Annotated in this window: 16 protein-coding genes; 12 read left to right on the top strand and 4 right to left on the bottom strand. The window is 42.7% G+C overall.

What is annotated here, in order from left to right:
* Positions 1–1,334 (bottom strand): ATP-binding protein (locus tag MTBBW1_RS10120; RefSeq protein ID WP_139786726.1); only part of this gene is annotated, 1,334 nt, incomplete at its 3' end.
* 51 nt (positions 1,335–1,385) lie between these two features.
* Positions 1,386–1,607, bottom strand: a complete 222-nt coding sequence (locus MTBBW1_RS10115; protein ID WP_080802798.1) for a hypothetical protein — start codon at positions 1,605–1,607, stop codon at positions 1,386–1,388.
* A 640-nt stretch (positions 1,608–2,247) separates the two neighbouring features.
* Here MTBBW1_RS10115 and MTBBW1_RS10110 point away from each other — a divergent pair.
* From MTBBW1_RS10110 to phnW, 12 genes are all read left to right on the top strand, one after another.
* Positions 2,248–3,339: a PAS domain-containing protein gene (locus tag MTBBW1_RS10110; protein ID WP_080802794.1), complete on the top strand. Its 1,092-nt coding sequence runs from the start codon at positions 2,248–2,250 to the stop codon at positions 3,337–3,339.
* Positions 3,340–3,500: 161 nt separating this feature from the next.
* Complete coding sequence (locus tag MTBBW1_RS10105) at positions 3,501–4,538, top strand: ATP-binding protein (RefSeq protein WP_080802791.1); 1,038 nt, start codon at positions 3,501–3,503, stop codon at positions 4,536–4,538.
* Positions 4,539–4,707: 169 nt separating this feature from the next.
* Positions 4,708–5,451, top strand: coding sequence for a substrate-binding periplasmic protein (locus MTBBW1_RS10100; protein WP_186441196.1), 744 nt, complete (start codon positions 4,708–4,710; stop codon positions 5,449–5,451).
* A 275-nt stretch (positions 5,452–5,726) separates the two neighbouring features.
* Complete coding sequence (locus tag MTBBW1_RS10095) at positions 5,727–7,298, top strand: methyl-accepting chemotaxis protein (protein ID WP_080802784.1); 1,572 nt, start codon at positions 5,727–5,729, stop codon at positions 7,296–7,298.
* 194 nt (positions 7,299–7,492) lie between these two features.
* Entirely contained in the window at positions 7,493–7,678 is a 186-nt protein-coding gene (locus MTBBW1_RS10090) for a hypothetical protein (protein ID WP_080802781.1), read from the top strand.
* A 156-nt stretch (positions 7,679–7,834) separates the two neighbouring features.
* Positions 7,835–9,106 (top strand): glycerophosphodiester phosphodiesterase family protein, encoded by a 1,272-nt coding sequence (locus MTBBW1_RS10085; protein ID WP_080802779.1) that lies wholly within the window; start codon positions 7,835–7,837, stop codon positions 9,104–9,106.
* Between the two features lie 361 nt (positions 9,107–9,467).
* A complete protein-coding gene (locus tag MTBBW1_RS10080) occupies positions 9,468–10,505 on the top strand; it encodes a putative 2-aminoethylphosphonate ABC transporter substrate-binding protein (protein WP_080802776.1) in 1,038 nt (345 codons plus the stop codon).
* A 231-nt stretch (positions 10,506–10,736) separates the two neighbouring features.
* Positions 10,737–11,843, top strand: a complete 1,107-nt coding sequence (locus tag MTBBW1_RS10075; RefSeq protein ID WP_080802774.1) for a putative 2-aminoethylphosphonate ABC transporter ATP-binding protein — start codon at positions 10,737–10,739, stop codon at positions 11,841–11,843.
* Positions 11,844–11,968: 125 nt separating this feature from the next.
* On the top strand, positions 11,969–13,717 hold the full coding sequence (locus MTBBW1_RS10070) for a putative 2-aminoethylphosphonate ABC transporter permease subunit (protein ID WP_222424029.1): 1,749 nt from the start codon (positions 11,969–11,971) through the stop codon (positions 13,715–13,717).
* A 294-nt stretch (positions 13,718–14,011) separates the two neighbouring features.
* Positions 14,012–14,863, top strand: coding sequence for a phosphonoacetaldehyde hydrolase (gene phnX / locus MTBBW1_RS10065; protein WP_080802769.1), 852 nt, complete (start codon positions 14,012–14,014; stop codon positions 14,861–14,863).
* A 71-nt stretch (positions 14,864–14,934) separates the two neighbouring features.
* Positions 14,935–16,380 (top strand): (R)-1-hydroxy-2-aminoethylphosphonate ammonia-lyase, encoded by a 1,446-nt coding sequence (pbfA, locus tag MTBBW1_RS10060; protein ID WP_222424028.1) that lies wholly within the window; start codon positions 14,935–14,937, stop codon positions 16,378–16,380.
* Between the two features lie 19 nt (positions 16,381–16,399).
* Positions 16,400–17,524 (top strand): 2-aminoethylphosphonate--pyruvate transaminase, encoded by a 1,125-nt coding sequence (phnW, locus tag MTBBW1_RS10055; protein WP_080802763.1) that lies wholly within the window; start codon positions 16,400–16,402, stop codon positions 17,522–17,524.
* A 390-nt stretch (positions 17,525–17,914) separates the two neighbouring features.
* Here phnW and MTBBW1_RS10050 read toward each other — a convergent pair whose 3' ends face one another.
* Positions 17,915–18,925: a response regulator gene (locus MTBBW1_RS10050; RefSeq protein ID WP_080802760.1), complete on the bottom strand. Its 1,011-nt coding sequence runs from the start codon at positions 18,923–18,925 to the stop codon at positions 17,915–17,917.
* On the bottom strand, positions 18,918–23,801 hold the full coding sequence (locus tag MTBBW1_RS10045; RefSeq protein ID WP_080802757.1) for a response regulator: 4,884 nt from the start codon (positions 23,799–23,801) through the stop codon (positions 18,918–18,920). The genes MTBBW1_RS10050 and MTBBW1_RS10045 overlap by 8 nt, the downstream gene beginning before the upstream one ends.
* Positions 23,802–24,075: the final 274 nt, after the last annotated feature.

Raw genomic sequence — 24,075 nt, 5'->3', positions numbered from 1 at the left:
ATTTTTTCGGCGAGCTTGCGGTTAACTGCATTATCCTCAACTAAGAGTATTTTGGCTGAAAAATCTGAACATTGAATGATAGAGTTCTCTTTATGTAAGCCAGATTTTTCTACAGAACTCTTTTTCAGGTTTTCCCCTTTTATTTGTGAATCTGATGTGTATTCAGGATGACTAAGGCATACTGTAAAATAAAAACAACTGCCACTTCCGGATTCACTGGTAAAACCAATATTGCCCCCCATCATCTCCACCAGTTGTTTTGATATGGCAAGCCCAAGTCCTGTCCCGCCGGTATTACGTCTCAAGGATTCATCTATTTGGGAGAAAGGTTTGAACAGTTTACTGCCTTGTTCTGAATCAATGCCAATACCGGTATCATGGACTTCAAATCGTAAAGTGCATTTAAGCGAGTCTCCACTCTCCTGGTATGCATTCATAAAAATTTTGCCTTTATTGGTAAATTTGATGGCGTTTCCCGCAAGATTGGTCAAAATCTGCTTGAGACGTTGGGAGGATCCTGTGACAAAGGCAGGAATATTGCTATCTGTAGTCATCAAAAATTTCAACTGCTTTTCACGGGCAGCAAGGGAAAGGAGATTTGAAACCTTGTGCATCTCTTCAGCAGGGGAAAAACGAACTTCGTCCAGAGTTAACTTGCCTGCTTCAATTTTGGAGATATCCAGGATGTCATTAATCAGTTGAAGGAGGCTTTCCCCGCTGTTGACAATAGTTTGTGCATATTCTCTTTGTTCTGGTGTCAAGCCTGAGTCCATCAACAAGTCAGCCATACCTATGATGCCATTCATGGGGGTTCTTATCTCGTGGCTCATATTCGCCAGAAAGATGGTTTTAAAACGGGATGCCCTTTCCGCCTTCATGGCATATTCCTTGGTTTTTGTCAGAGCTTTTGTAACTTCACGGGTTTTACTCTCTTGAAGATCAGCAAGAGCCAACAACAGATCTTTTACCGTTACAACTCCAAGAAGTTCCTCATCTTCGGCAATCAGAATGTCATCATAAACCTTTTCCAGTTTGCGGTGCATGGCCAGATTTGCAGCATCTTCAAGGGAAGTAGATGGTTTTAATATAAGAGGAGAAGGATCCATAAGGACGGATACAGGCTGTCGGGAGTAGAGGTTAAATCCAAAACGTGTTCCGAGAAGTCTGTCAAGATGGTAGCTCATCATCAGTCCGGCAATTTTTCCATTATCAAGTACTACAATACCGGCAACAGGTGATTGATGCCTAAGTCTCTCCTTAACATCTGGAATACGAGTGGAAATAGCAGTTGTCAGAGGTGTTTTTATCAGTGAATTCACTGTAAGATTGAGCATGAAAAAAATCCGTCATCCATTGTTATTTTGCATATTACGCCCCACAAGGTATTATAAACCACTTATGCAGCAGGAGTGACCATGATCATTAAACACAATCTCTCCTTGTTTTGTAACAGTCAGGTTTTCCGAAGGAATTCCAAAAAAAGAGAAACGCCATGACTCTCCATTATCCACAAGTACAGCCTGCTCAATAACCCTTTTTATTTGATTGGTTAAATAGTTTTCGACCACTTTTTTGGCATCTTTTTCTAAAATAGTATGTTGTTTCATTTTTATCTCCATTTTTTAAATAACTTGCATAGCGGATGACCGCCACAATCTAATATTTGGAACTCTTTTATATACTCAAAGTTGACGCCTATGATCTTGTAAGGCTTGTCAACACTGTCTGAATCAGGATTCCCAATATTAACAAGATAAGGCAGGATTATCTATCCTGAGCATCCTATCCATCCTGGTTATCCTGGTTCAGACAACTGCAATAACTTCTGAAAAAGCAATAAGATGTCGATTTTGAGTATATAACGGCCATGGCAGAACCATCTGCCACAACGAATCATGAAAGTCCTTTAGAAATTGCCATAGGAAGCATATTACAGTCAGTTTGTTAGCTTTTCATTAGAAACTGGTAATTTGATTATTAATAACAATATCATTTTCTGGAAAAAATTATGACATCGTTTCCTGAAGTTGCAAAGAGGCTTTAAGGCGCTGGTCTGGATTTTGATGTTGTTTGAAAATTCTAACAAGAATATTACATTGCTCTAATGAAAAACAAATTTGATTCTGCTATTTTTTCAAATCAAGAGTCGTATGGCGTTTCATGAAGCATTGACAATAAAAAGTGAAAGCGCTCGCAAAGGCAATATAATGAGTGCTAAATTTTTTTTATCCACATCAACGGTAAATAATGAATACACATCCGGCAAAATCAACATTGATAAAATCTTACGCAATATCCAGAAAATTGGCTTTAAACCTTGTGCTAACAGTCAGCGTGGTTTTGATGACAGCCCTTATCATCAATTGGAGTTACAACTCATACCATTATAAAAAAGTATTAAATAAGAAAGCTGATGAAACCATCGAATACCTTCAGGCCGTTCTGCTTCTGCCTCTTTGGAATGTAGATTACACAAGCATTAGACAAATTGGAGAGATAACACTTCAAAATGATTTGATTGATATGTTTGTTGTGAAAGAAGGTGAGGATATCATTTTTTTTAAGGATAAAAAAAGTGGTTTCCCTCAGTTTTTCAGAAGCCGCATCATTGAATCCAGAGGTAAAATTCTGGGTGAAGTTACAATTGGCGTTACCACACAGTCAATTGCAACAGAACGTCAATACTTTATCGTCTCTTTTGGTATGACCCTGATTCTGATTTTTATATCACTATATTTGAGTACAAAATATTTCATACACAGATCTCTACAGTCTCCCCTTAAACAATTGAACTCCATTGTCCATTCATATGCCTCCGGTAACTATTCCATAAAAGAAACCACCATTCCCTACATGGAATTTCAACCATTTGGAAATGTGCTTTCACAAATGGGAGCTACCATTGAATCCCAGATGACAGCTTTGGGTCAGGCAGATATTCTTTTAAAAAATCTCAATGAAGCGGTTTTCAGGATAACTGTGCCTGATGGCATATGTGAATACATTAATCCTTCTGTGCAATCTGTATTCGGTTACAGCAAGGAAGATGTTGCCACCAGGCCCTTTTTTTTAAAGTACATTATCCATCCAGATTTTAAAAAGTGTATGGAAGAGACATGGGAAAAAATAAAAAATAACATACTTGACCCGGAATTTGAGTATCGGATTATTGACAAGGAGGGGAATGCAAGGTGGATACTTCAATCAAATACCGCTTTACTTAATGAAAAAGGTAACATAATTGCCATACAGGGGTGTTGTTCCAATATAACCGAGCGAAAAAATGCCGAGGAGGAGAAGCGTGAATTGGAAGATAAGCTTCGGCAGTCCCAGAAATAGAAGCAGTAGGGAGGGTTGCAGGTGGCATTGCCCACGATTTCAACAATATTCTGGGTATTACAATCGGCAATCTGGGGCTTGTCATTGATGCCATCCCTTCAGATCATCCGGTACGTCCCAAACTGGATGCCATAGCCGCGGCCAACAGCAGAGCAAAGGATGTGATCAGGCAGTTGCTGAGTTTCTGCCGGAAGGGCGAACAAAAACGGGAGCCGGTTAAAATTGATGAGCTTCTGGAGGAGTCAAGTCAGTTGCTCCGCTCATCTATTCCGCGAAATATTAAAATTCGTTCAAATATTGCAGACAACATTCCCCCTATCAGCGGAGATGCCACCCAAATTCAACAGGTTATACTTAACCTTTGTACTAATGCTGCCCATGCCATGGAAAAAAATGGTGGTACCTTGACCATTGAACTGCATGAGATACCCTCTTTGCCCACTCCTGATAATCATGAACAGGACGGTAGCGTAAACGATACAGAATCAACTCAAACTTTTTCTGCTCTCCACTCAGGTAGTGCTAACAAATACGTACAACTAATAATCAGGGATACAGGTTGTGGTATTGAGCCGGCCATTAAGGATAAAATATTTGATCCATATTTTACTACAAAGGACATTGATAAAGGTACCGGCATGGGGCTTTCCATTGTTCAGGGAATTGTTAAAAGCCATGATGGTCATATCTCGGTCAGCAGTACTCAGGGTAGAGGCACACGGTTCAAAATCCTTTTTCCGGCAGTATCTGACAGCAGGAATCAGGAGATTGCAACTCCGCTCAGGAGCCTGCATGGCAATGAACAGATTCTGATTGTGGATGACGAACCCATGCTGGTGGAAATGTTTTGCGAAGCCCTTGAACACTTTGGATATCGGGTCACCAGTTGCACAAACCCCCTTAGAGCACTAAGTCGCTTCAAGGAGAGCCCCTGGAAATTTGATCTGGTAATGACTGATATGAGTATGCCGGATATTTCAGGCGATCGATTGATGGAAGAGCTGCTGCTGATAAGGCCAGATATTCCCATAATTGTCTGCAGCGGGTTTAATGCTGCCCTTGAACGGGAAGAGCTTATCAATAAAGGTGCAAAGGAGGTGCTTGATAAACCTTTTGACATAGAGACACTTGGGCTAACAATAAGGCAGGTGCTTGAAAACAATGGATCTTATTTATCCGAAGAAAAAAAGTGCTCTTAGAGTATTTGTGACTTTAAGTGACGTAATAATAGATAAACCTATTAATCACTACTGTTTCTTCAAGTTTAAATCGTCGGGTGGCTTTTTCAGACATTTCAAATATTCAAAGCGTTTTATACCCGACAGTCAAACCTTGCAAGAACACAACTCCGAAAAAGGAAATTTTATTATGAAAAAAACTTATCAACTGATTCTAGTTATTTTGATTTTGCTGGTATTATCCGGTTTTGCACATGCGGCTCAACCTATTAAACTTGCAACCCTTGACTGGGAACCTTACATCGGCCAGACCCTACCGGACAACGGCTATGTTGCAGAAGTTATTAGGGAAGCCTTTAAACGATCTGGATATGAGATTCAAATGGACTTTCTGCCATGGGCAAGGGTGGTCAAGATGGCCAGGGAAGGAAAGTATGATGGTTATTTCCCTGAATATTATTCTGATGAACTTCAGAAGGATTTTAAAGTCTCTTCATCGTTTCCAGGTGGCCCTCTTGTGTTCTTTAAACGTAAAGGGGAAGAGATACATTATGGTTCCCTAAGTGATCTCAAACCTTATTTTATAGGTGTAGTCAGAGGGTACATTAATACCCGGGAGTTTGATGAAGCTGATTATCTCAAAAAAGATGAGGCAACAGATGATCTCACAAATTTCAAGAAACTGCTCAAAAAAAGAGTTGATCTGATTGTTGCAGATAAATTTGTAGGATATGATACGGTCCGTAAAAATTTGCCGGATGCTGTGGAGCAGATTGATGTTGTAAACCCGCCCCTTGAGATCAAAGATCTTTTTCTTTGCATATCAAAAAAGACCCCTGATGCCCAAATAAAACTTGAAGCCCTGGAAAAGGGTCTTGCAGAAATAAAATCCGATGGAACACTGGAGCGTATTCTGAAAAAACATGGCTTCTGAACAAGTTTATCAACAATAAGCATTTGATCTGCTTTTTTAGGCATCCTTCATATCAACTCAAAATTAGTTTACACTTTTCTAAAAATTCTGAACCATGATTAAAGGATTAACACGATTAAAAATCAAGGTAATCCCTTAATCATGAAAATCATGATTCAAAAAAAGTGTAAAACGACAAATGAAAGATGCCTTTTTTAGGGACATATTGCACTCGTCTGAATAAATTTACCCGATAAACTGTTTTAAGTGTATAAATTAACAGGATCACAACAAGAATGGAAAAAAAAATCATACATGCCATCCAGTTCAGGATGATATCTGTACCCCTGCTTATCTGTACAGTAATACTTACTCTTTTTGCATTTTATAACTACCGCACTACCAGTTTGAATATGACCACGGAGCTTCATGAAACAGCCGAGCTTACCTCTGAAAGGGTTGCGGAAACCCTCATCAATCCATTGTGGGATGCCAATGAATCCCAGGTTAACAGAACTCTCTCCTCCAATATGAAAATGAAAACCATTTACGCAATTGTGGTGACAGAAGGTGATGAGGATGTACTGTTTGCCGGCAGTAGAAGAGATGAATCATGGAAAATCGTTCCGGCAACAGAGCCGGTTCAGGGAAAATATATTTCCAGTTCAAGTCAGATCTCAAGAGGAGACAAGATACTTGGAAAGGTAACAGTCTATTTTAGCGACCAATTTATGAAAAAAGAGCTGCAAAACAGCCTGATGAAGCTGATTTTCATTGTCTTCATGCTGGATCTCATGCTTTTGGTTACGATTTTTATTAGTGTTCGTTTTATTGTCATCAACCCAATAAAAAAAGTGTCGGAAGGATTGAAGGATATTGCCCAGGGAGAAGGCGATCTGACACGGAGGCTGGAGATTAAGCATCAAAACGAAATTGGAGAACTCTCCTTCTGGTTTAACACCTTTATTCAAAAGCTCCAGAATATTATTCGGGATATTGGAAATGAAACCCAAACAGTGACGAATGCTTCAGAAGAGTTCAGCGGCATTGCCGGATATCTTGATGATGGCTCGAAAAATATGTCGGAAAGAGCTCAATCTGTCTCTTCTGCTGCAGAAGAGATGAGTTCAAATTTTGCAGCAGTTGCTTCAAGGATGGAAGAAAACACGGAAGAGATGAACAGAGTGGCATCATCCACAGGTGAAATGCAGGTAACAGTTAGTGAAATAGCCAGAAATTCAGAACAGGCCAAACGAATCACAGATGAAGCAGTTCTGCTTGTTCAACAGACATCGGTAAGCGTTGATGCACTGGGGGCATCTGCAAAAGATATTGACAAGGTCACTGAGTCCATTACAGAAATTTCCGAGCAAATAAATCTTCTGGCACTCAATGCCACCATTGAGGCAGCACGGGCAGGTGATGCTGGAAAAGGCTTTGCTGTTGTTGCCACCGAAATCAAGGAGCTTGCCAGACAGACCGCCCAGGCAACCCTTGAAATAAAAAAAAGCATTGAGGCAAGCCAGGAAGCTACGGCCGGTACCGTTTCCGACATTGATAAAATTAAAAAAGTCACCAGTGATATTAATGATATCATCTCCATCATTGCTTCGGCAGTGGAGGAGCAATCCAGTACAACACAGCAGATCAATGAAAGGACTTCCACAATTTCATCAGGGTTATCCGAAATCAATGAAAATGTCTCCCAGGCTTCGGAAGTGACTCGTATGATCACCGAAGATATTGCAGAAGTAAGCAGAACCGCCGGTGAGATGTCCGATAACAGCTACCAGGTGAAAACAAGTGCAGAGGGGCTCCAGAGACTTGCTAAAAATCTCAATAATCTTATCTCTACTTTTTCCATTTAGAACCCTGATATGGGTGTCAATCCTAAATTTTTCTGTATAGAATAACGGCACCCTTCATTTGACTCCAAAAGTACTTTACACTTTTTTGTGAGAGGTTCCCGCCATTCAGAGTTTTCTATTAGGAAAGTGTAAACTGGGAAATGAAGCATGCCAGAATAACAATGAATTTAAATTATCGTAAGTAAGGAGAAAACATGACTAATTCCAAACAGATTACACGATTTTTTAAAGGAAAGAATAGAGATTCAAGTGATGACAACGCTCCCATTGTTTACATGAAGCATATGACCATAACTCTCTTTTCCATGATGGAATGGCTAATTTTTTTGGACTATCCTTTTTGTCCATCTCTTTTCTCATCTTTTTTTTATAAAAAGTAAAATTCGTTCTTGAAATGGGACTTATTTCATATAACGGCCATGGCAGATCTATCTGTCACTACAAACCATGGAAGTCTTTGTATGTCAGCATGTTATGGAGACTTTCTAATAAAAAGACCACTTTAACATCTTAAAAATGAGGAGAATTTGATTAACATGCGTAAAACAATTATGTCCACCATCACTATTTTTGCTGCATTGTGCTATTTTGCATCGTTTGTCTCTGCCGACGAGAAAAAAATGGGAAACAATGACACCATTCAACTTGGCCCCCGTCCATTTTATCTTGTCAATGACATGGATGAAGGTACTCTGAAAAAAGCCCTTGGAGAGTGTGTTGACGGCCCCTTTTACAGAACCGATTTTTCCATCGGTCATAGAGGAGCGGCCATGCAGTTTCCCGAACACACAAAAGAATCCTATGAAGCTGCAGCCATGATGGGAGCTGGCATCTGTGAGTGTGATGTAACCTTCACAAAAGACAGGGAGCTTGTCTGCCGCCACTCCCAATGCGATCTTCATACCACCACCAATATTCTTGCCATTCCTGAATTGGCTGCCAAATGTTCCGAGCCTTTTACACCTGCGGAGTTTGATCCAAATACAGGAGAGATGATAAAACCTGCCTCTGCCAAGTGCTGCACCAGCGACATTACCCTTGAAGAGTTCAAAATGCTCAAAGGCAAGATGGATGCTTCCAATTCCAAAGCTAAAACTGTGGAGGAGTATATTAATGCCACCCCGAGCTGGCGGACTGACCTCTACACTGCCAAAGGTACCCTTATGACCCACGCAGAGAGCATTGAGCTTTTTAAAAGCCTTGGCATGAAAATGACTCCGGAGCTTAAATCTCCCAGTGTCTCAATGCCTTTTGACGGTGATTACACCCAGGCACAATACGCCCAGCAGATGCTAAATGATTATAAAAAAGCAGGGGTTGACCCCCAAAATGTATTTCCCCAATCCTTCAACCTGGATGATGTCATTTACTGGCTGAAGAGTGACCCTCAATTCGGCAAACAGGCGGTCTATTTGGATGGCCGTGATGAAGAAGACAAAAATTTTGACATCACAAAGCCGGAAACCTGGTCACCAAGCATGGAAGAGCTGTTTGCAAAAAACGTGAGAATAATTGCTCCTCCCATGTGGATGCTCCTCACTGTTGATAATGGTAAAATTGTGCCGTCGGAATATGCCAGACGAGCAAAAGCAGCCGGGCTTGATATCATCACCTGGACGCTTGAGCGTTCGGGGCTTCTGAAAAATGGTGGTGGATGGTATTATCAGACAATAAAAGATGCAACCAACAACGATGGTGATATGCTGACGGCTCTGGATGTATTGGCTCAGGAAGTCGGTATTCTGGGTATTTTTTCTGATTGGCCTGCAACAGTCACTTTTTATGCAAACTGCAAAGGATTGAAATAATATAATAAACGGGTATGATTGCGTATCAATCACCTCCAAATATAAAAATGATAGTCATTTTCAAGGTAAACGGTCATGGCTGTCATCCAGCCACCCCCGAATATGAAAATATGTATCCATTTTCAAGGTAAACGGACATGGCTGTGATTCAGCCACCCCGAATATGAAAATTTGTATCCATTTTCACGGTAAACGGACATGGCTGCGACTCAGCCACCCCCGAATATGAAAATATGTATCCATTTTCACGGTAAATAAATAGTATAGGAATTTCCATTTTTATCCTGCAAAAACAGCTAATTATGGAAAAGCCCGCACGAAGTGCGCTAATTCAAGAGAGATATGAAAGAAAGGAGAGAAAATGAAGAGCTTTGGAAAAAATTTTGTAAGCTGGATTGGATCAGTAGTGGTTTTCTCTATGCTGATGTGTATTAGTTCCACAGCATGGTCTGAAGAACTGCTGGTTTACACGGCCTTGGAAGATGATGAGATCCCAGGCTACCTGGAACTGTTTAAAAAGGAGCATGCAGGTATCGATATCAAGATCGTTCGGGATTCCACCGGTATTATTACGGCCAAACTGCTGGCCGAAAAAGACAATCCCAGAGCGGATGTGGTCTGGGGAACTGCAGCCACAAGCCTCATGCTGTGTAATCAAGCCGGAATGGTCCAACCCTATGCTCCCAAAGGGCTTGAAAAGGTACGCCCTAAAATGCGTGACAAAGCGGCTACTCCAGCCTGGGTCGGTATCAAAGCATGGATGACCGGATTTTGCGTGAACACAATTGAGCTGGAATCGCTGGGTCTGCCCATGCCTGCGGATTACGAGGATTTGACAAACCCGGCATTTGCCGATCAGCTGGCCATGCCCAATCCGGCATCATCCGGTACCGGATTCTTGACGGTTTCTGCCATTCTGCAAAGTATGGGTGAAGAAAAAGGGTGGGATTATCTTGATCGTCTTCATAAAAACATTGCCAGATACACCCATTCCGGCTCCAAACCATGTAAACTTGCCGGTGCCGGAGAAGTTCCCGTGGGCATATCCTTTGCCTATCGCGGCTTTATGCAGAAGAAAAAAGGGGAGCCGGTTATTACGGTGTTTCCCAAAAGCGGTTCCGGCTGGGATGTGGAGGCCAACTGTCTGATCAAAAAAGATACCATTAAATCGTCTGCTAAACTATTCCTTGACTGGGCCATCAGTGAATCGATCATGAAAGAGTATGGAAAAGTCTATCCTGTCACCGCCTATGACAGCGGTCAGCCCGTTCCGGATGGTTTTCCCGCAAACCCGGAAGAACAGCTTGTTGAGAACGATTTTGATTGGGCAGCCAAAAACCGTGTTCGTATTCTGGCAGAGTGGAGCAAACGGTATGACGTCAAAAGTGACCCAAAATAGGATTCCCTTGTGACCGTATTATTTTGTGATTGTATTCATTTCTCTTCGGTAAGGTTAGGAGGAGGGAATAAACGGACATGGCTGTGACTCAGCCACCCCCGAATATGAAAATTTGTATCCATTTTTACGGTAAAATGGAAAGGGAATCAAAACTCGCATAACTTCCCCCTCTCCTATCAGGGAGTGGGGTGTTGACACAAAGCCGACCTGACTTAATAGGAGTGGGAGTAGATGACACAACATGGAGAGATATCGGACTATTTGTCCGTTCATCAACTGACGAAAAAATTTGGAAAATTTACCGCACTGGATGATATTTCATTTTCAACGAAATTAGGAGAGTTTCTCTGCGTGTTAGGGCCAAGTGGCTGCGGAAAAACGACGGTGTTGCGGGCAATTGCCGGGCTTGAAAAGCCGACATCTGGAACAATTGTCGTTGAGGGACGGGATGTGACCCAACTGCCGGTTTCCCGCAGAAATGTGGGGATTGTATTTCAGTCTTATGCGCTTTTTCCCAATCTAACGGCCGAAGATAATATTGCCTATGGATTGAAGCAGCGATCAAAGAAGGCAAAAGGGGTTGAGGGAAGAGTGACGGAGCTTCTTGAAACAGTAGGGTTGAGCGGTATGGGAAATAAATATCCGGCGCAGCTTTCCGGTGGTCAGCAGCAACGGGTGGCACTGGCCCGTGCCATGGCCATATCTCCGCATCTGCTGCTTTTGGATGAACCTCTTTCCGCACTGGATGCCAAAGTGAGGATCAGACTTCGTTCCGAAATCCGACAACTTCAAAAACGGCTGGGAGTGACTACCATCATGGTCACCCATGATCAGGAAGAAGCGCTGACCATGGCGGACCGTATTCTGATCATTGACAGAGGAAAGCTGGTTCAGATGGGTACTCCTGGCGAAGTGTATGACAAACCGGCAACGCCGTTTGTGGCATCCTTCATAGGCTCCATGAATTTCATTACAAAAGTACGTAAAATGGAAGATGGCATATTCGGTGTCGGAGAGCATCGTCTGAAAATTTCAAACGGGAGGGGTGCACGGAGGGTTCAAAATGGGGAGCCTGTGATGATCGGTGTCCGTCCGGAAGATGTCATGATTCAGGCGGATGGGGGAGATGGTATCAACACCCTGAATACCCTGGTGTCTGCCATCGAATATCGAGGTTCACTGTTTCGTCTTTCGCTGAACCTGCCCATCTCTGGAAACGATTATACCACCATTGATGCAGATGTTCCTTCTGAAAAAGTACGACGTTTGGGACTTCAAGAGAATATGCATCTCCCGATCCATCTGCCTGTGGATCGCATCAGGGTATATGCTGCCTGAAAAAGTGTTCTACATTGGGAATGCTGGAAAGACGTTTTGACCGTGAAAACAGGTCATGGTTTTCATGGTCGGTGGTGGCCGAAGTGTTATTGGGCCATGACTGTTTACCATAACAGGAGGATATCGTGTCACAACTTGCAATAGAAGCACCTCTGGAAAGGTTGCCCCTCTCACAGACCATAGATAAGGAGTTATGGATCCGCCGGCTGCTTATCGGACTGGTCTGTCTCTGGATGCTGGTTGTGGTGATTCTACCCATATTTCAGTTGCTGTCAAAAAGCCTTATGGACAATGCAGGGAATTTCGTGGGGTTTGCAAACTATGTCCACTATTTCAAGACACCGGCGCTATCAAACTCCATCGGCAACAGTCTGTTTGTCTCCATATTGACGACATTGATCGCAGTTGGTCTTGGATTCCTTTACGCCTATGCCCTCACTCGGACAACAATCCCCGGCAAAGCATTTTTCAAAGGCCTTGCCATGATGCCCCTTTTTGCGCCAACACTTCTCAACGGTATTTCATTGGTCTATCTGTTCGGCAGGAAAGGGTTGTTCACCACTGGTTTCTTCGGTACCATTCCCGGTTTTGACATCCATCTGTACGGCCCGGTGGGGATCATCATTTCTGAGGTACTGTTTGCGTTTCCCCAGGCCGTTTTGATTCTTTCCATCGCATTGAATATGACCGATGCCAGGTTATACGAAGCATCCGACTCTCTGGGTGCCAGTAAGATCAAGACCTTTTTTACCGTAACAATTCCCGGGATTAAATATGGTTTGATCAGTGCCGTCTTTGTCTGCTTTATATTAGCTTTTACCGATTTCGGAGCTCCCAAGGTTGTGGGGGGCAATTTCAACATTCTCTCCACAGACATTTACAAACAGGTGATCGGTCAACAAAATTTTGTGATGGGGGCAGTGGTCAGTGTCGTTCTTCTGATCCCCACCGTCATCGCTTTTATTGTGGATCGAATCGTTCAACGTAAGCAGGTGGCCATAATTGCTGCAAAATCGGTGCCTCTTATCCCGAAACCGGAACGATTGAAGGATACTCTGTTTTTGACGTACTGCGCTTTTATTGCACTTCTAATCGTTGGTTTTTACAGTACTTCACTATTTGCTTCCCTGGTGAAAGTCTGGCCCTACAAGCTGAATCTTGGTTTCTGGCACTACAACTTCTCCGACATGGGAGGAGGGGGATATGCCGCATTCTTTAACAGTATTCGCATGGCGTTCTACTCTGCGGCTTTCGGCACCGTTATTACATTCAGTGCCGCCTATCTGATTGAAAAAAGCCGTCAAATGAGAGTACTGCGGGAAATCAGTTACTTTCTCTCCATTCTTCCCCTGGCCCTGCCGGGTCTTGTAATCGGTCTTTCTTATATCTTTTTTTTCAATGCAAAGGGGTGGAGCATTGCCGGGATGTTTATCCCCAATCCATTGGGGTTCCTGTATGCCACAATGGGCATTTTGGTTATGAGTAACATTGTCCATTTCTATTCAGTCAGTTTTCTCACTGCCACAACGGCATTGAAGCAACTGGACAAAGAATTCGAGATCGTTTCCGAATCCATGGGAGTGCCCTTTTACAAGACGTTCGTTTGTGTCACAGTACCGGTTTGCATGCCGGCAATCCTGGAGATTGCCATGTACTATTTTGTCAACTCCATGGCAACGGTCTCTGCCGTCATATTCCTCTACTCCGCCAATCTCCCTCTGGCATCGGTGGCGGTGGCCAATATGGATGATGCAGGAGACATCGCTCCTGCATGTGCCATGTCCATTCTGATCGTGCTGGCAAATCTGCTGGCAAGAATGCTCTTTGGTCTTGCGACAAAAGGGGTAAAAAACGAACCCAGGCCTGGATGGTGAGATAGGGAAAGAGTAGAATCAAAATAGACAATATTTAAAATTGGTTAGGAATGGGTTTTAAATAACTTACCCATTTCAGAATGCAGATCCATTGAATTACGGAATATGTATATTTTAAAATGGGAAAGTTATTTCGTCTTCATTCCTTAGTAAACGGACATGGCTGTGACTCAGCCACCCCCGAATATGAAAATTTGTATCCATTTTCACGGTAAACGGACAAGGCGGACGTTTCGCCACCCCCGACCATGAAAATATTGTATCTATTTCCACGGTAAAATAAAGGAAATGACTATGTCAGTTTTTATTCGGAACAAACGTTATACCGGCCCCCTTCAGGGGGCAATTCTGGACTGGGCAGGAACAGCTGTTGATTACGGATGCATGGGGCCTGCAGATGTATTTCTCAAAGTATTCAATGAGATCAATATCAATGTGACCGTGGCCGAAGCCAGACAGTTTATGGGATTGATGAAAAAAGATCATATCCGGGGGATGTGCAATCTTCCTTCAGTGGTAGCCCAGTGGGTAAGCCAACATGGCCGCAAACCCGATGAGAGCGATGTGGAGAAGCTCTACGAAAGAACCGAATCCTTGATGGTGGGTGCCATCGCCGACAATGCCGAACTCATCCCCGGGGTTCACGAGGCGGTCCAGGGCATGCGCGATCGCGCTCTTTCCATCGGATCTTGCACCGGATACACCACATCCATGATGGATGTCCTGGTTCCCATTGCAAAGGAGAAAGGCTACTCTCCCGATGCCGTTGTCTGCTCTTCCGATGTCCCTGCCGGTCGTCCCTATCCCTGGATGTGCTATCTGCTGGCCATGAAGATGGATATCCATCCCATGGAGTCCATGGTTAAAATTGGCGACACTCTCAGCGATATTCAGGAGGGGCTTAATGCCGGTATGTGGACCATCGGACTTACCAAGTCCGGAAATGAGCTTGGATTGACCGAAGCGGAAGTGAACGCACTGGATCTAACTGATCTCCACAGCCGGTTAAAAGCCATCGAAGCAAATTACAGTGAAGTGGGTTCCCATTACATTGTGGAAGGAATCTGGGATTGCCTGCCTATCATTGATGATATCAACAACCGGCTTGCAAAGGGTGAGCACCCCATGGATCAATTAGGGAAATAAGATGAATGATAAATCATAGTTCCCATAATCTTCAAACGGGATCATCGTCAATGCCGGGAGAGTCGTCATCTGTGAATGAGAAAACTCCCCAAAAAGCCGACAGGACGGAGGGAGATATTAATCTCTCTTCTGCCAGGCAGAAATGGTCTGAGAAGTTTATTGGAGATGAGACCCGACATTGGTTGGAGCGAGATGCAGAGGCGTTTCTTCACCAATCCCTTTCTTCCCCCTGCCTTGACGTGTTGATGTCGTGTGAGGGAAGCACTATCACCGATCTGGAGGGGCGCACTTTTCTGGATTTCCATGGAAACAGCGTCCACCAAGTGGGGTTTGGCAATCCAAAGGTGCTGGAGGCGGTGAGATCTCAGTTGGGTACTCTTCCTTTTAGTCCCAGGCGCTACACCAATGTACCGGCCATCAAGCTGGCGGAAAAGCTTGGGAGTCTTGCTCCGGTAGGCTCATCAAGTTTTTCGGGAAAAGTGTCGGGACAGAACAACGTAGCTGGAAAAGTTCTCTTTGCACCCGGCGGCACCCTTGCTGTGGGTATGGCCCTGAAACTGGCTCGAATCGTCACGGGACGATTCAAGACCATCTCCATGTGGGATGCCTTTCACGGGGCATCACTAGATGCCATTTCCCTAGGGGGAGAAGCACTGTTTCGCAGGGGGATCGGTCCGCTTTTGCCGGGTACAGAGCACGTGCCTCCGGCAGATCCTTCATCCTGTTTATGGGATTCCAATGGGGATTGTGAGGCATGCGGGCTCAAATGTGCGACATACATCGACTATGTGCTGGAAAAAGAGGGCGATGTGGCGGCACTGATTGCCGAACCTGTCCGCTGCACCAACATCAACTTGCCTCCAAAGGGCTACTGGCAGGCGGTAAGAAAAGCGTGTGACAAACACGGTGCATTGCTGATTTTCGACGAAACCGCCGTCTGTCTGGGGCGTACCGGCAAGATGTTTGCCTGTGAAAACTATGATGTAGAACCCGACATTTTGACGTTGGGAAAGGGCCTTGGTGGAGGGGTTTTGCCCATGGCAGCCATTGTCGCAAGACGCGATTTGGATCTGGCACCGGACAAGGCACTGGGGCACTATACCCATGAAAAAAGCCCGGTGGGATGCGCAGCCGGCCTTGCCACCATCGAGTTCATCGAATCGGAGGGGCTTTTGGAAAAAACCGTTGAATCAGGCACTTATGCAGTCAATCAATTGGTATCCATGAAAACGCATCATCTCCTCATCAGGGATGTTCGAGGTATAGGGTTACTGTTCGGAATGGAAATCGGCTGTACAGATCTTAAATCAACTGTTGATGTAGCTGATGTCGCAGATGCCATTCTGTACGGAGCATTGTCCAAGGGACTCAGTTTCAAGATCTCACAAGGAAATTTTCTGACACTGACACCCCCTTTGACCATTACCAAAGATGAATTGGATCATGCAATGAACATCCTCGATTCGGTAATCACTGAAGTTGAACAAAAGTTTTTAGGCATTCATAACGAATTGTAAATATACATAGGATTGACATATGAAGAGACATCTCAAAATCGATGAAATCCCAGATAATCCCTATCTTCTTTTGACTCCGGGGCCCCTGAGCACCTCAAAGGGTGTAAAAAACGTGATGCTACAGGACTGGTGTACCTGGGATAAGGATTACAACACCATTGTTCAAAACATCCGGAAAAAACTGGTTCAGTTGGCAACAAATACCGAAGGCTATACCAGCGTGCTTATGCAGGGAAGCGGAACCTTCAGTGTCGAGTCTGTGGTGACCTCTGCTGTTCCAAGGGATGGAAAGCTCCTGGTGCTGGCCAATGGGGCCTATGGGTTACGCATAGCTACCATTGCCCAGCGTTGCGGGGTTCCCTATCAATTGAGTAATAGCGGGGAGGTGGAGATACCTGAGCCGGGACATATCTCCCGTATTCTGGATGAAGATCCCTCCATTACCCACGTGGCCATGGTGCATTGCGAAACCACCACAGGCATGCTCAATCCCATTGAAACCGTTGGAGAAATCGTCAAAGATCACAACCGTATTTACATCGTTGATGCCATGAGCAGTTTCGGCGGAATCCCCATGGATATGGAAAGCATTGGGGCGGACTATCTGGTAAGCAGCGCCAATAAATGCATTCAGGGGGTTCCCGGATTTGGATTTGTCATTGCCAAACAGAACGTACTGGAAGAGACAAAAGGGCGGGCAGGATCCTTAAGTCTTGATCTCTATGATCAGTGGCAAACCATGGAACAACATTCAGGTAAGTGGCGCTTCACCTCACCGACACATACGGTTCGGGCCTTTGCCCACGCCCTTGAGGAACTTGAGTCCGAAGGCGGTGTGGCAAAACGATACGAGAGATATTCCACAAACCATGATCTTTTAATACAGGGAATGGAGGCACTGGGGTTTGTTCCTCTGCTACCCAAAATGTATCGTTCTCCCATCATTACCTCTTTTTACAGCCCCAATCATCCTGAGTATCAATTTAAACGATTCTATGGAGAACTCAAAAAAAGTGGATTTGTGATCTATCCCGGCAAAGTCACCAACCTGGATACATTCCGCATAGGCAATATAGGGGAGATATACCCGGAAGATATCACACGGTTGACTAAAGCAGTTAAATCGGCGATGTACTGGAAATGAGATGAATCATTTGCTAAATTCCATTTCTCTCATTATCTGCTGACACCCTAAACCTTAAAAATTCCCATAAGTTGTTTCAGGCTGTTTGACAGCACTGCAACCGATTCTGCATTGGCCGTCATTCTGGTACTGTAATCTGCCAGCTCGGATAGAGACTGGCTGGTGGAGTTAATACTTAGTCTTCTTTTGGGTGAACCAAAATACTTCCGTCAGGGGATATGTAAGCAATTTAAACACTATTGCTAAATTAAAGATGCTATAACTTTTACCGTGGAAATGGATACATTATTTTCATTCTCGGGGGTGGCGAAACGTCTGCCATGTCCGTTTACCGTGAAAATGGATACATATTTTCATATTAGGGGGTGGCTGGATGACAGCCATGACCGTTTACTCTGCCTTGGTCTCGGGTTCCCCCCATTGATCACGTACTGCAAGCACTTCACCCATGGAACTTAGAAAAAGCGGCACAAGTTCTGGATCAAAATGGGAACCTGATTCTTTTTTGATGTGATCGATTGCCCTTTCCACTGCCCATGCTTCTTTGTAAGGTCTTTTTGTGGTTAAAGCATCAAATACATCAGCTATGGCCACTATACGGCCAGACAGGGGTATCTCGTCCCCCTTCAATCCACCCGGATATCCAGTGCCGTTCCACTTTTCATGGTGGCTCAGGGCTATCTCGGAAGCCAGTTTTAAAAGTTTTGAGTCATGACCTCCAATGATTTGATAGCCCATACGTGGATGTCTTCGCATTATTTTCCACTCATTATCATTTAAAGGTCCTGGCTTTAAAAGAATGTTGTCGGGAACTCCTATCTTACCCACATCATGCATGGGTGATGCACGAAAAACAAGATTTGTCCATTCATGTGCATTGCTCAGTTTTTCTGCGATAATACGAGAATAGTGGGACATACGTATAACATGAAGACCAGTTTCATTATCCTTGAACTCGGCAGCTTTTCCTAATTGCTGTATTACCAAAAGACTTGTTTTTTGCAGTTCATCCATGTGAACCAGTGACAGGTGCGTTTTTACCCTTCTAAGCACAATGGCTGGATTAACAGGCTTTGTTATATAGTCAACTCCTCCCACATCAAATCCCTTGATTTCATCTTGATTCTCGTTACTTGCGGTTATGAAAATTACAGGGATTCTTTGGAGTTTTGTATCCTTTTTTATCCTCATGCAAAGCTCATAGCCATCCATAGATGGCATATTGATATCAAGAAGAGCCAGATCTATCTTTGCTCCACTCTTTAGTATCTTCAATGCTTTTTCGCCACTAATAGCAGCTTTAGTAATATACTTAGTGTTTAGTATGTCTGCAAGAAGATCTATATTCTCAGGGACATCATCAACTATTAAGATTGTCTTTGTTTCCGAGTCTTTATTCATTTTTCAACCTTTTAAGTGCATCGTTGGCATAAGCAATTGCTTCATCAAAATCATATCCATTAATGGCTTCAGCAGCAGCTTCAATGCAAGATTGTATGGCATGGGGAAGTTCTATGGAGAGAAGGATTTCCATTTCGCTGCGTGCCTTTGTATCACTTTCCAGCAGTAGTCTCATAATATCTTCAAGTTTTCTGGTCAAGTTTTCACTGGATATCACTGGTTTTGCATAGGGGGAGTCCGGTATATGCGACAGAGTTTTTTCTATATCCCTGCATAGGGTTTCAACCTTATTGTCAAGCTCCTTAAGCAAGTAAGTGCATTCATGGTTATTATTTTTTGCCATAACTTCAATTTTCATGGTCAAAGCAGATATCTCCGTTGCCTGAATGTTACCCGTAACACCTTTAAATGTATGGAGGCTTTTTACAAGGTTCTTGAAATCGTTTTGGTTATAGGCTTCAATACATTCTTGCACAAATGTCCTGTAGTTTTTGGAAAATTTCAGCAATACCTTCTTATAGCTTTCTGCATTTCCCATACGATTTGCTATCCCTTGCTCTGTATCAATTCCAGATATCTTTGGAAAACTGTTTTCACGGTTTTCACAGTTTTTACTGTTTTCATTGCTTTCTTTACGGATTGAAGATACTTCAAGTTGCTGGTAGTCCAGGTACCTCATCAAGGTTTTTATGAGATTGGACGGGACAATGGGTTTGGTGGTATAGTCATTCATTCCGCTGGCAATGGCTTTTTCACGGGTACCTGAAATGGCATCTGCACTAAGTGCTATGATAGGGATATTACTGCTTGAAGGCAGCTTGCGTATTTTTTGGGAAGCACCATATCCATCAAGCACAGGCATCTGTAGATCCATAAGTACAAGATCTATTTCTGAGCAGTTTTTTTCAAAACACTCAACCGCCTCCTGGCCGTTATTTGCAATCATTACATTAAGGCGAAGCATTTCAAGGATTTCCTGGCATACCTCCTGGTTGAGGCTGTTATCTTCAACCAGCAGTATTGTTTGTCCCATAAAGGCAACCTTGTTAATATCAGACTGGTTTTTATTGATCTCCTGTACCAGAATCTCTTTTCCCAGTGAATTAACAATGCTGACAAGAAGATCCGATGGCTTAACAGGTTTTGTAAGAACTGTTGTTATACCAGCCTCACGGGCTTCATCAATTAGTTCCGGATTGTTATAGGCACTTATCAGAATGGCCTTGGGTAGTCTTATATGAGTATGCTTATGCCTTAACTCCTGATAAAACGATGTGCCGCTTTTATTTGGCATTTTCCAGTCCAAAAGAATCAGATCATAGGGTGTGGATGCCGTTTCCATCATTTGCAGGGCTTTTTCAGCACTTGGTGCTTCATCCAGCGTGAAGGAAAAGCTGTTGATGGTTTCCTTTAACATCTCCCTGGAGTAATGTTCATCATCCACTATAAGGATACGGGCACCATGTATGTTTGATGTGATCATAATATTACCATCAAACTGCACCACACTGGCAAACTGCATATCAAGTGTTATGTGGAAAACACTGCCTTGATCAGCCTGGCTTTCAAAGCCGATTTTGCCTCCCATCATTTCTGCCAATAATTTTGAAATGGCAAGACCAAGGCCTGTTCCTCCATATGTTCGGGTTGTGGAAATATCCTCCTGTGTGAAAGCTTTAAAGAGTTTGTCATGGTTTTCCTTAGAGATCCCCTTGCCGGTATCCATTACAGATATTTTTACTTTCTGACCATCCTGCATTACATCTATGGCTTCCACCTTTATCGTCACACTTCCCTGTGAAGTGAATTTTAAGGCATTTCCAGTAAAATTAGTAATAATTTGCTTGATACGATTGGGATCGCCCATAAAATGCTCAGGTATCTTCTCATCAATAAGAAGGTTAAAATCAAGTCCTTTTTCAAGTGCGGCAGGTTCGAATATCACCACGATATTTTCCAGAATTTCCCTCAATGAAAAAGGGGTCTTTTCAATTTCTATTTTTCCTGCTTCTATTTTAGAAAAATCAAGAATATCGTTTATTATTCCCAAAAGAGATTGCCCTGATGTGTTAATATTCTTAAAATAGCGTTGGGCATCACCGGAAAAATCTTTATTAAGGGCAAGGGCACTCATACCTATAATTGCATTCATTGGAGTACGTATTTCATGACTCATATTTGCTAAAAAATCTCCCTTTGCCTTGGAAGCTGCCAGTGCCTCGCGACTTGCATGTTCCAGATGTTTTTCCATCTCTTTTCGCTTTTTGATCTCTATTAGCAGCGTTCGATTCCAGTATCCGATTCCCAGCAAAATTATCAGGGATCCAGCCAAAAATTTCCAGAAAAGGGCATAATTAAAGCCTTGTTCAAATTTAACAGAGAGCCATTTGCTGATTATACGTCGTCGCTCCTCTTCTGTAATTGAATCAGCCGCCTTTTGCATTATGGATGCAAGCAAAGGTTCATCACTTCTTGATGCAATGGAAAGCTCTAAGTCGAACTCAAGTTTGCCGGCAATTTTAAGATCCATCATGGAATATTTTTGTAATGTATATCCGATGGTGGGCATTGAGTCTATATACCCAAAAATATCTTCGGATCTTACCTTTTCCAGTCCATCTCTGGCATTTTTCACATGGATAATATTAAGATTTGGGTAAAATTGTTTTAGCACTTCAGTGAAAGCATAGTTTTTTATAACTCCTATTGCACGATTGCCAATATCTTTTATATCCTTTATGAACAACTCGCTATTGTGGGTTGCTATAACAAAAGGTTCAACTATATATGGCTTGGTAAAATTCATAGCATCCTGGCGGCTTGGCACATCCATGGCAAGGGGAAGTATATCGCACTTTCTTGCCCTCATTTTTTGAAGAGATTCTCCCCATTCCCTGGTTGGCAAGAGTTCTATCGGGGTATTTATACGCCTGGATATAATCTTCATCATTTCAGCTCCGATACCCTGATGTTCTCCATCTTTATTAATGCTCTCATAGGGGAGCCAGTCCGGTAAGACACACATTTTTATGGTGCCTTTTTTCTTTAAATAATCTATTTCCTCATTTGTAAACTGAATCGTTTCATCTTTTTTTAATATTTCAATTGAATCAGTGGATATATTATTTCTTTTAGATAGCATCAGCTCTTCATGTGAAGAGATTTTGTCTTCCTGAAACATTGGAAGGGAGCCGCCAAACCATTTTCTATCAAGGGAGTTTATCTCTCCAGGAGTAATTTGCTTTAAAAACTTATTAATAATTGACAGAAATAGAGGCCAGTCATTTCTGATTCCCAAATGCAAGGTCATGACTCTTCCGTTGTCCATTTCTTTAAACCAGCCGCTGTTTTTAAGACCTGCGGTCATTCTTTTCCCTTGCATATAGAGCATGGTGAGTTTGTTTTCTATTGCAGCATCTGCTTCACCATTCATTACCTTTTCAAAAGCCTCATAGTTATCATTGGTGTACAGCAAATCTATTCGGGGATAGGTTGACTTTAAAAATTTTGCCTGGGCTGATTTCCAGGGTACAGCAATAGTTTTATAAAAAAAGTCATCAATGGAAGGGATCTCATGGGACTCTTCAGGCACAACAAAACCGTTTTGGTAACTTAGATAAGGATCTGAAAATAAAGTGTATTGCTCTGTTTCCCTTGTGATGATACTACTTTGGATCAGGTCTATTCTTTTTTCTTTAAACAACTGCAGCAGTTGTGCCCAGCTATAGCCATTAACAAATATAAATTTAACTCCAATATGCTTTTCCAATATGTGCATTAAGTCAACTGAATAACCATGTGGTTCACGGTTTATGCAAAAGTCAAAGGGAATCCAATCCATTTCATTGCTGACTCGAATAACAGGATGTGATTTTAAAAATTCTCTTTCCTCAACAGTTAATGAGAACATCTCATTGTTATTGATTGAAGAACCATACCAGTTTTGACCCGGGGAGAGACTACCCACTGGATATATGGTTGGAAGCATTATTTTTTTTATCTCTTTAGCCTCAAATAGAAGCTGTGCCCGGCTTTTATTCTGGGTATTGTATTTAGTCAAAATAAGATCAACCATCTCATCAATATGTTCAAGGGCATATAGCCATCCTTTATTGGAAGCATCCCTGAAATGCAATACCATGGAAGGTGATGCAAGTGCAGTTGTTTCTGAAGTAAACAGGTTGGCATCAAAGGATATTCCCCCATAAATATTAGGGTTTATTATTGTATGGGGGATTTTTTTCCTGTTGAGTTCAAAGGCTTCATTGGTAATGAATATGGTGACAGCATCCACCTTGCCCTGTATAAAATCATTAATATCAAAACTATGTTGAATAATGCTCAAATCTTCAGGTTCTATATCTGCAAATGCTAACATATGCTTGATATTTGGATTGTTCAGGTCTTTTTCTGTAATCATAAGCTTTTTATGATAGAGATCTCCAGGAAATTTTATTTCAGGCTTTGCTGCAATTACCAGTGGAGAACGTTTGAAATAGTTGGCTAATAATCTTATGGGTTTACCCTCCAACCGCTCAATTATTACACTGGAGGGACCGACACCAAAGTCTTTTTTTCCTTCTATAACATCATCTATAAGCTCCATTTCATTATGGTACTCATGGAAAGTCACTTTTAACCCTGCGTCCTGATAGTATCCTTTTTCCTTGGCTGCATAAAATCCGGCAAATTCAAATTGATGTTTCCATTGGAACTGGAGAGAAACTTCCTGGATATGGGGGGAAACTTCCTGGGTATGGGGGGAAAGTTCTTCGGCTGAAGGTGCATGGGAGGATATAATATTTAAAAGCGTGAAAAAAAAGCAGCAAAAAAGTTTTACTGCTTTAATTATCCATGGAAATTTAACAATTGACATTTATTAATCCTGTAAAACCGATTTTTTTATAACGGCCATGGCAGAACCATCTGCCACAACGAAGCATGAAAGCCCTGAACAACCTTGAACTACGGGGACTTTCATATAACGGCCATGGCAGACCTATCTGCCACAACGAAGCATGAAAGTCCTGAAAAACCTTGAACTACGGGGACTTTCATATAAAAAAGATAGATAACTTATGACTCACGGATATTCTCGTGAGTCATAAGTTGTCTATTCTATCGTTACATATAGTGGTGTGACCCACTCA

The sequence above is a fragment of the Desulfamplus magnetovallimortis genome (assembly GCF_900170035.1).
GTDB lineage: Bacteria > Desulfobacterota > Desulfobacteria > Desulfobacterales > Desulfobacteraceae > Desulfamplus > Desulfamplus magnetovallimortis.
The sequence above is the reverse complement of the archived record's forward strand: the minus strand, read 5'-3'. Positions and strand labels throughout refer to the sequence as shown.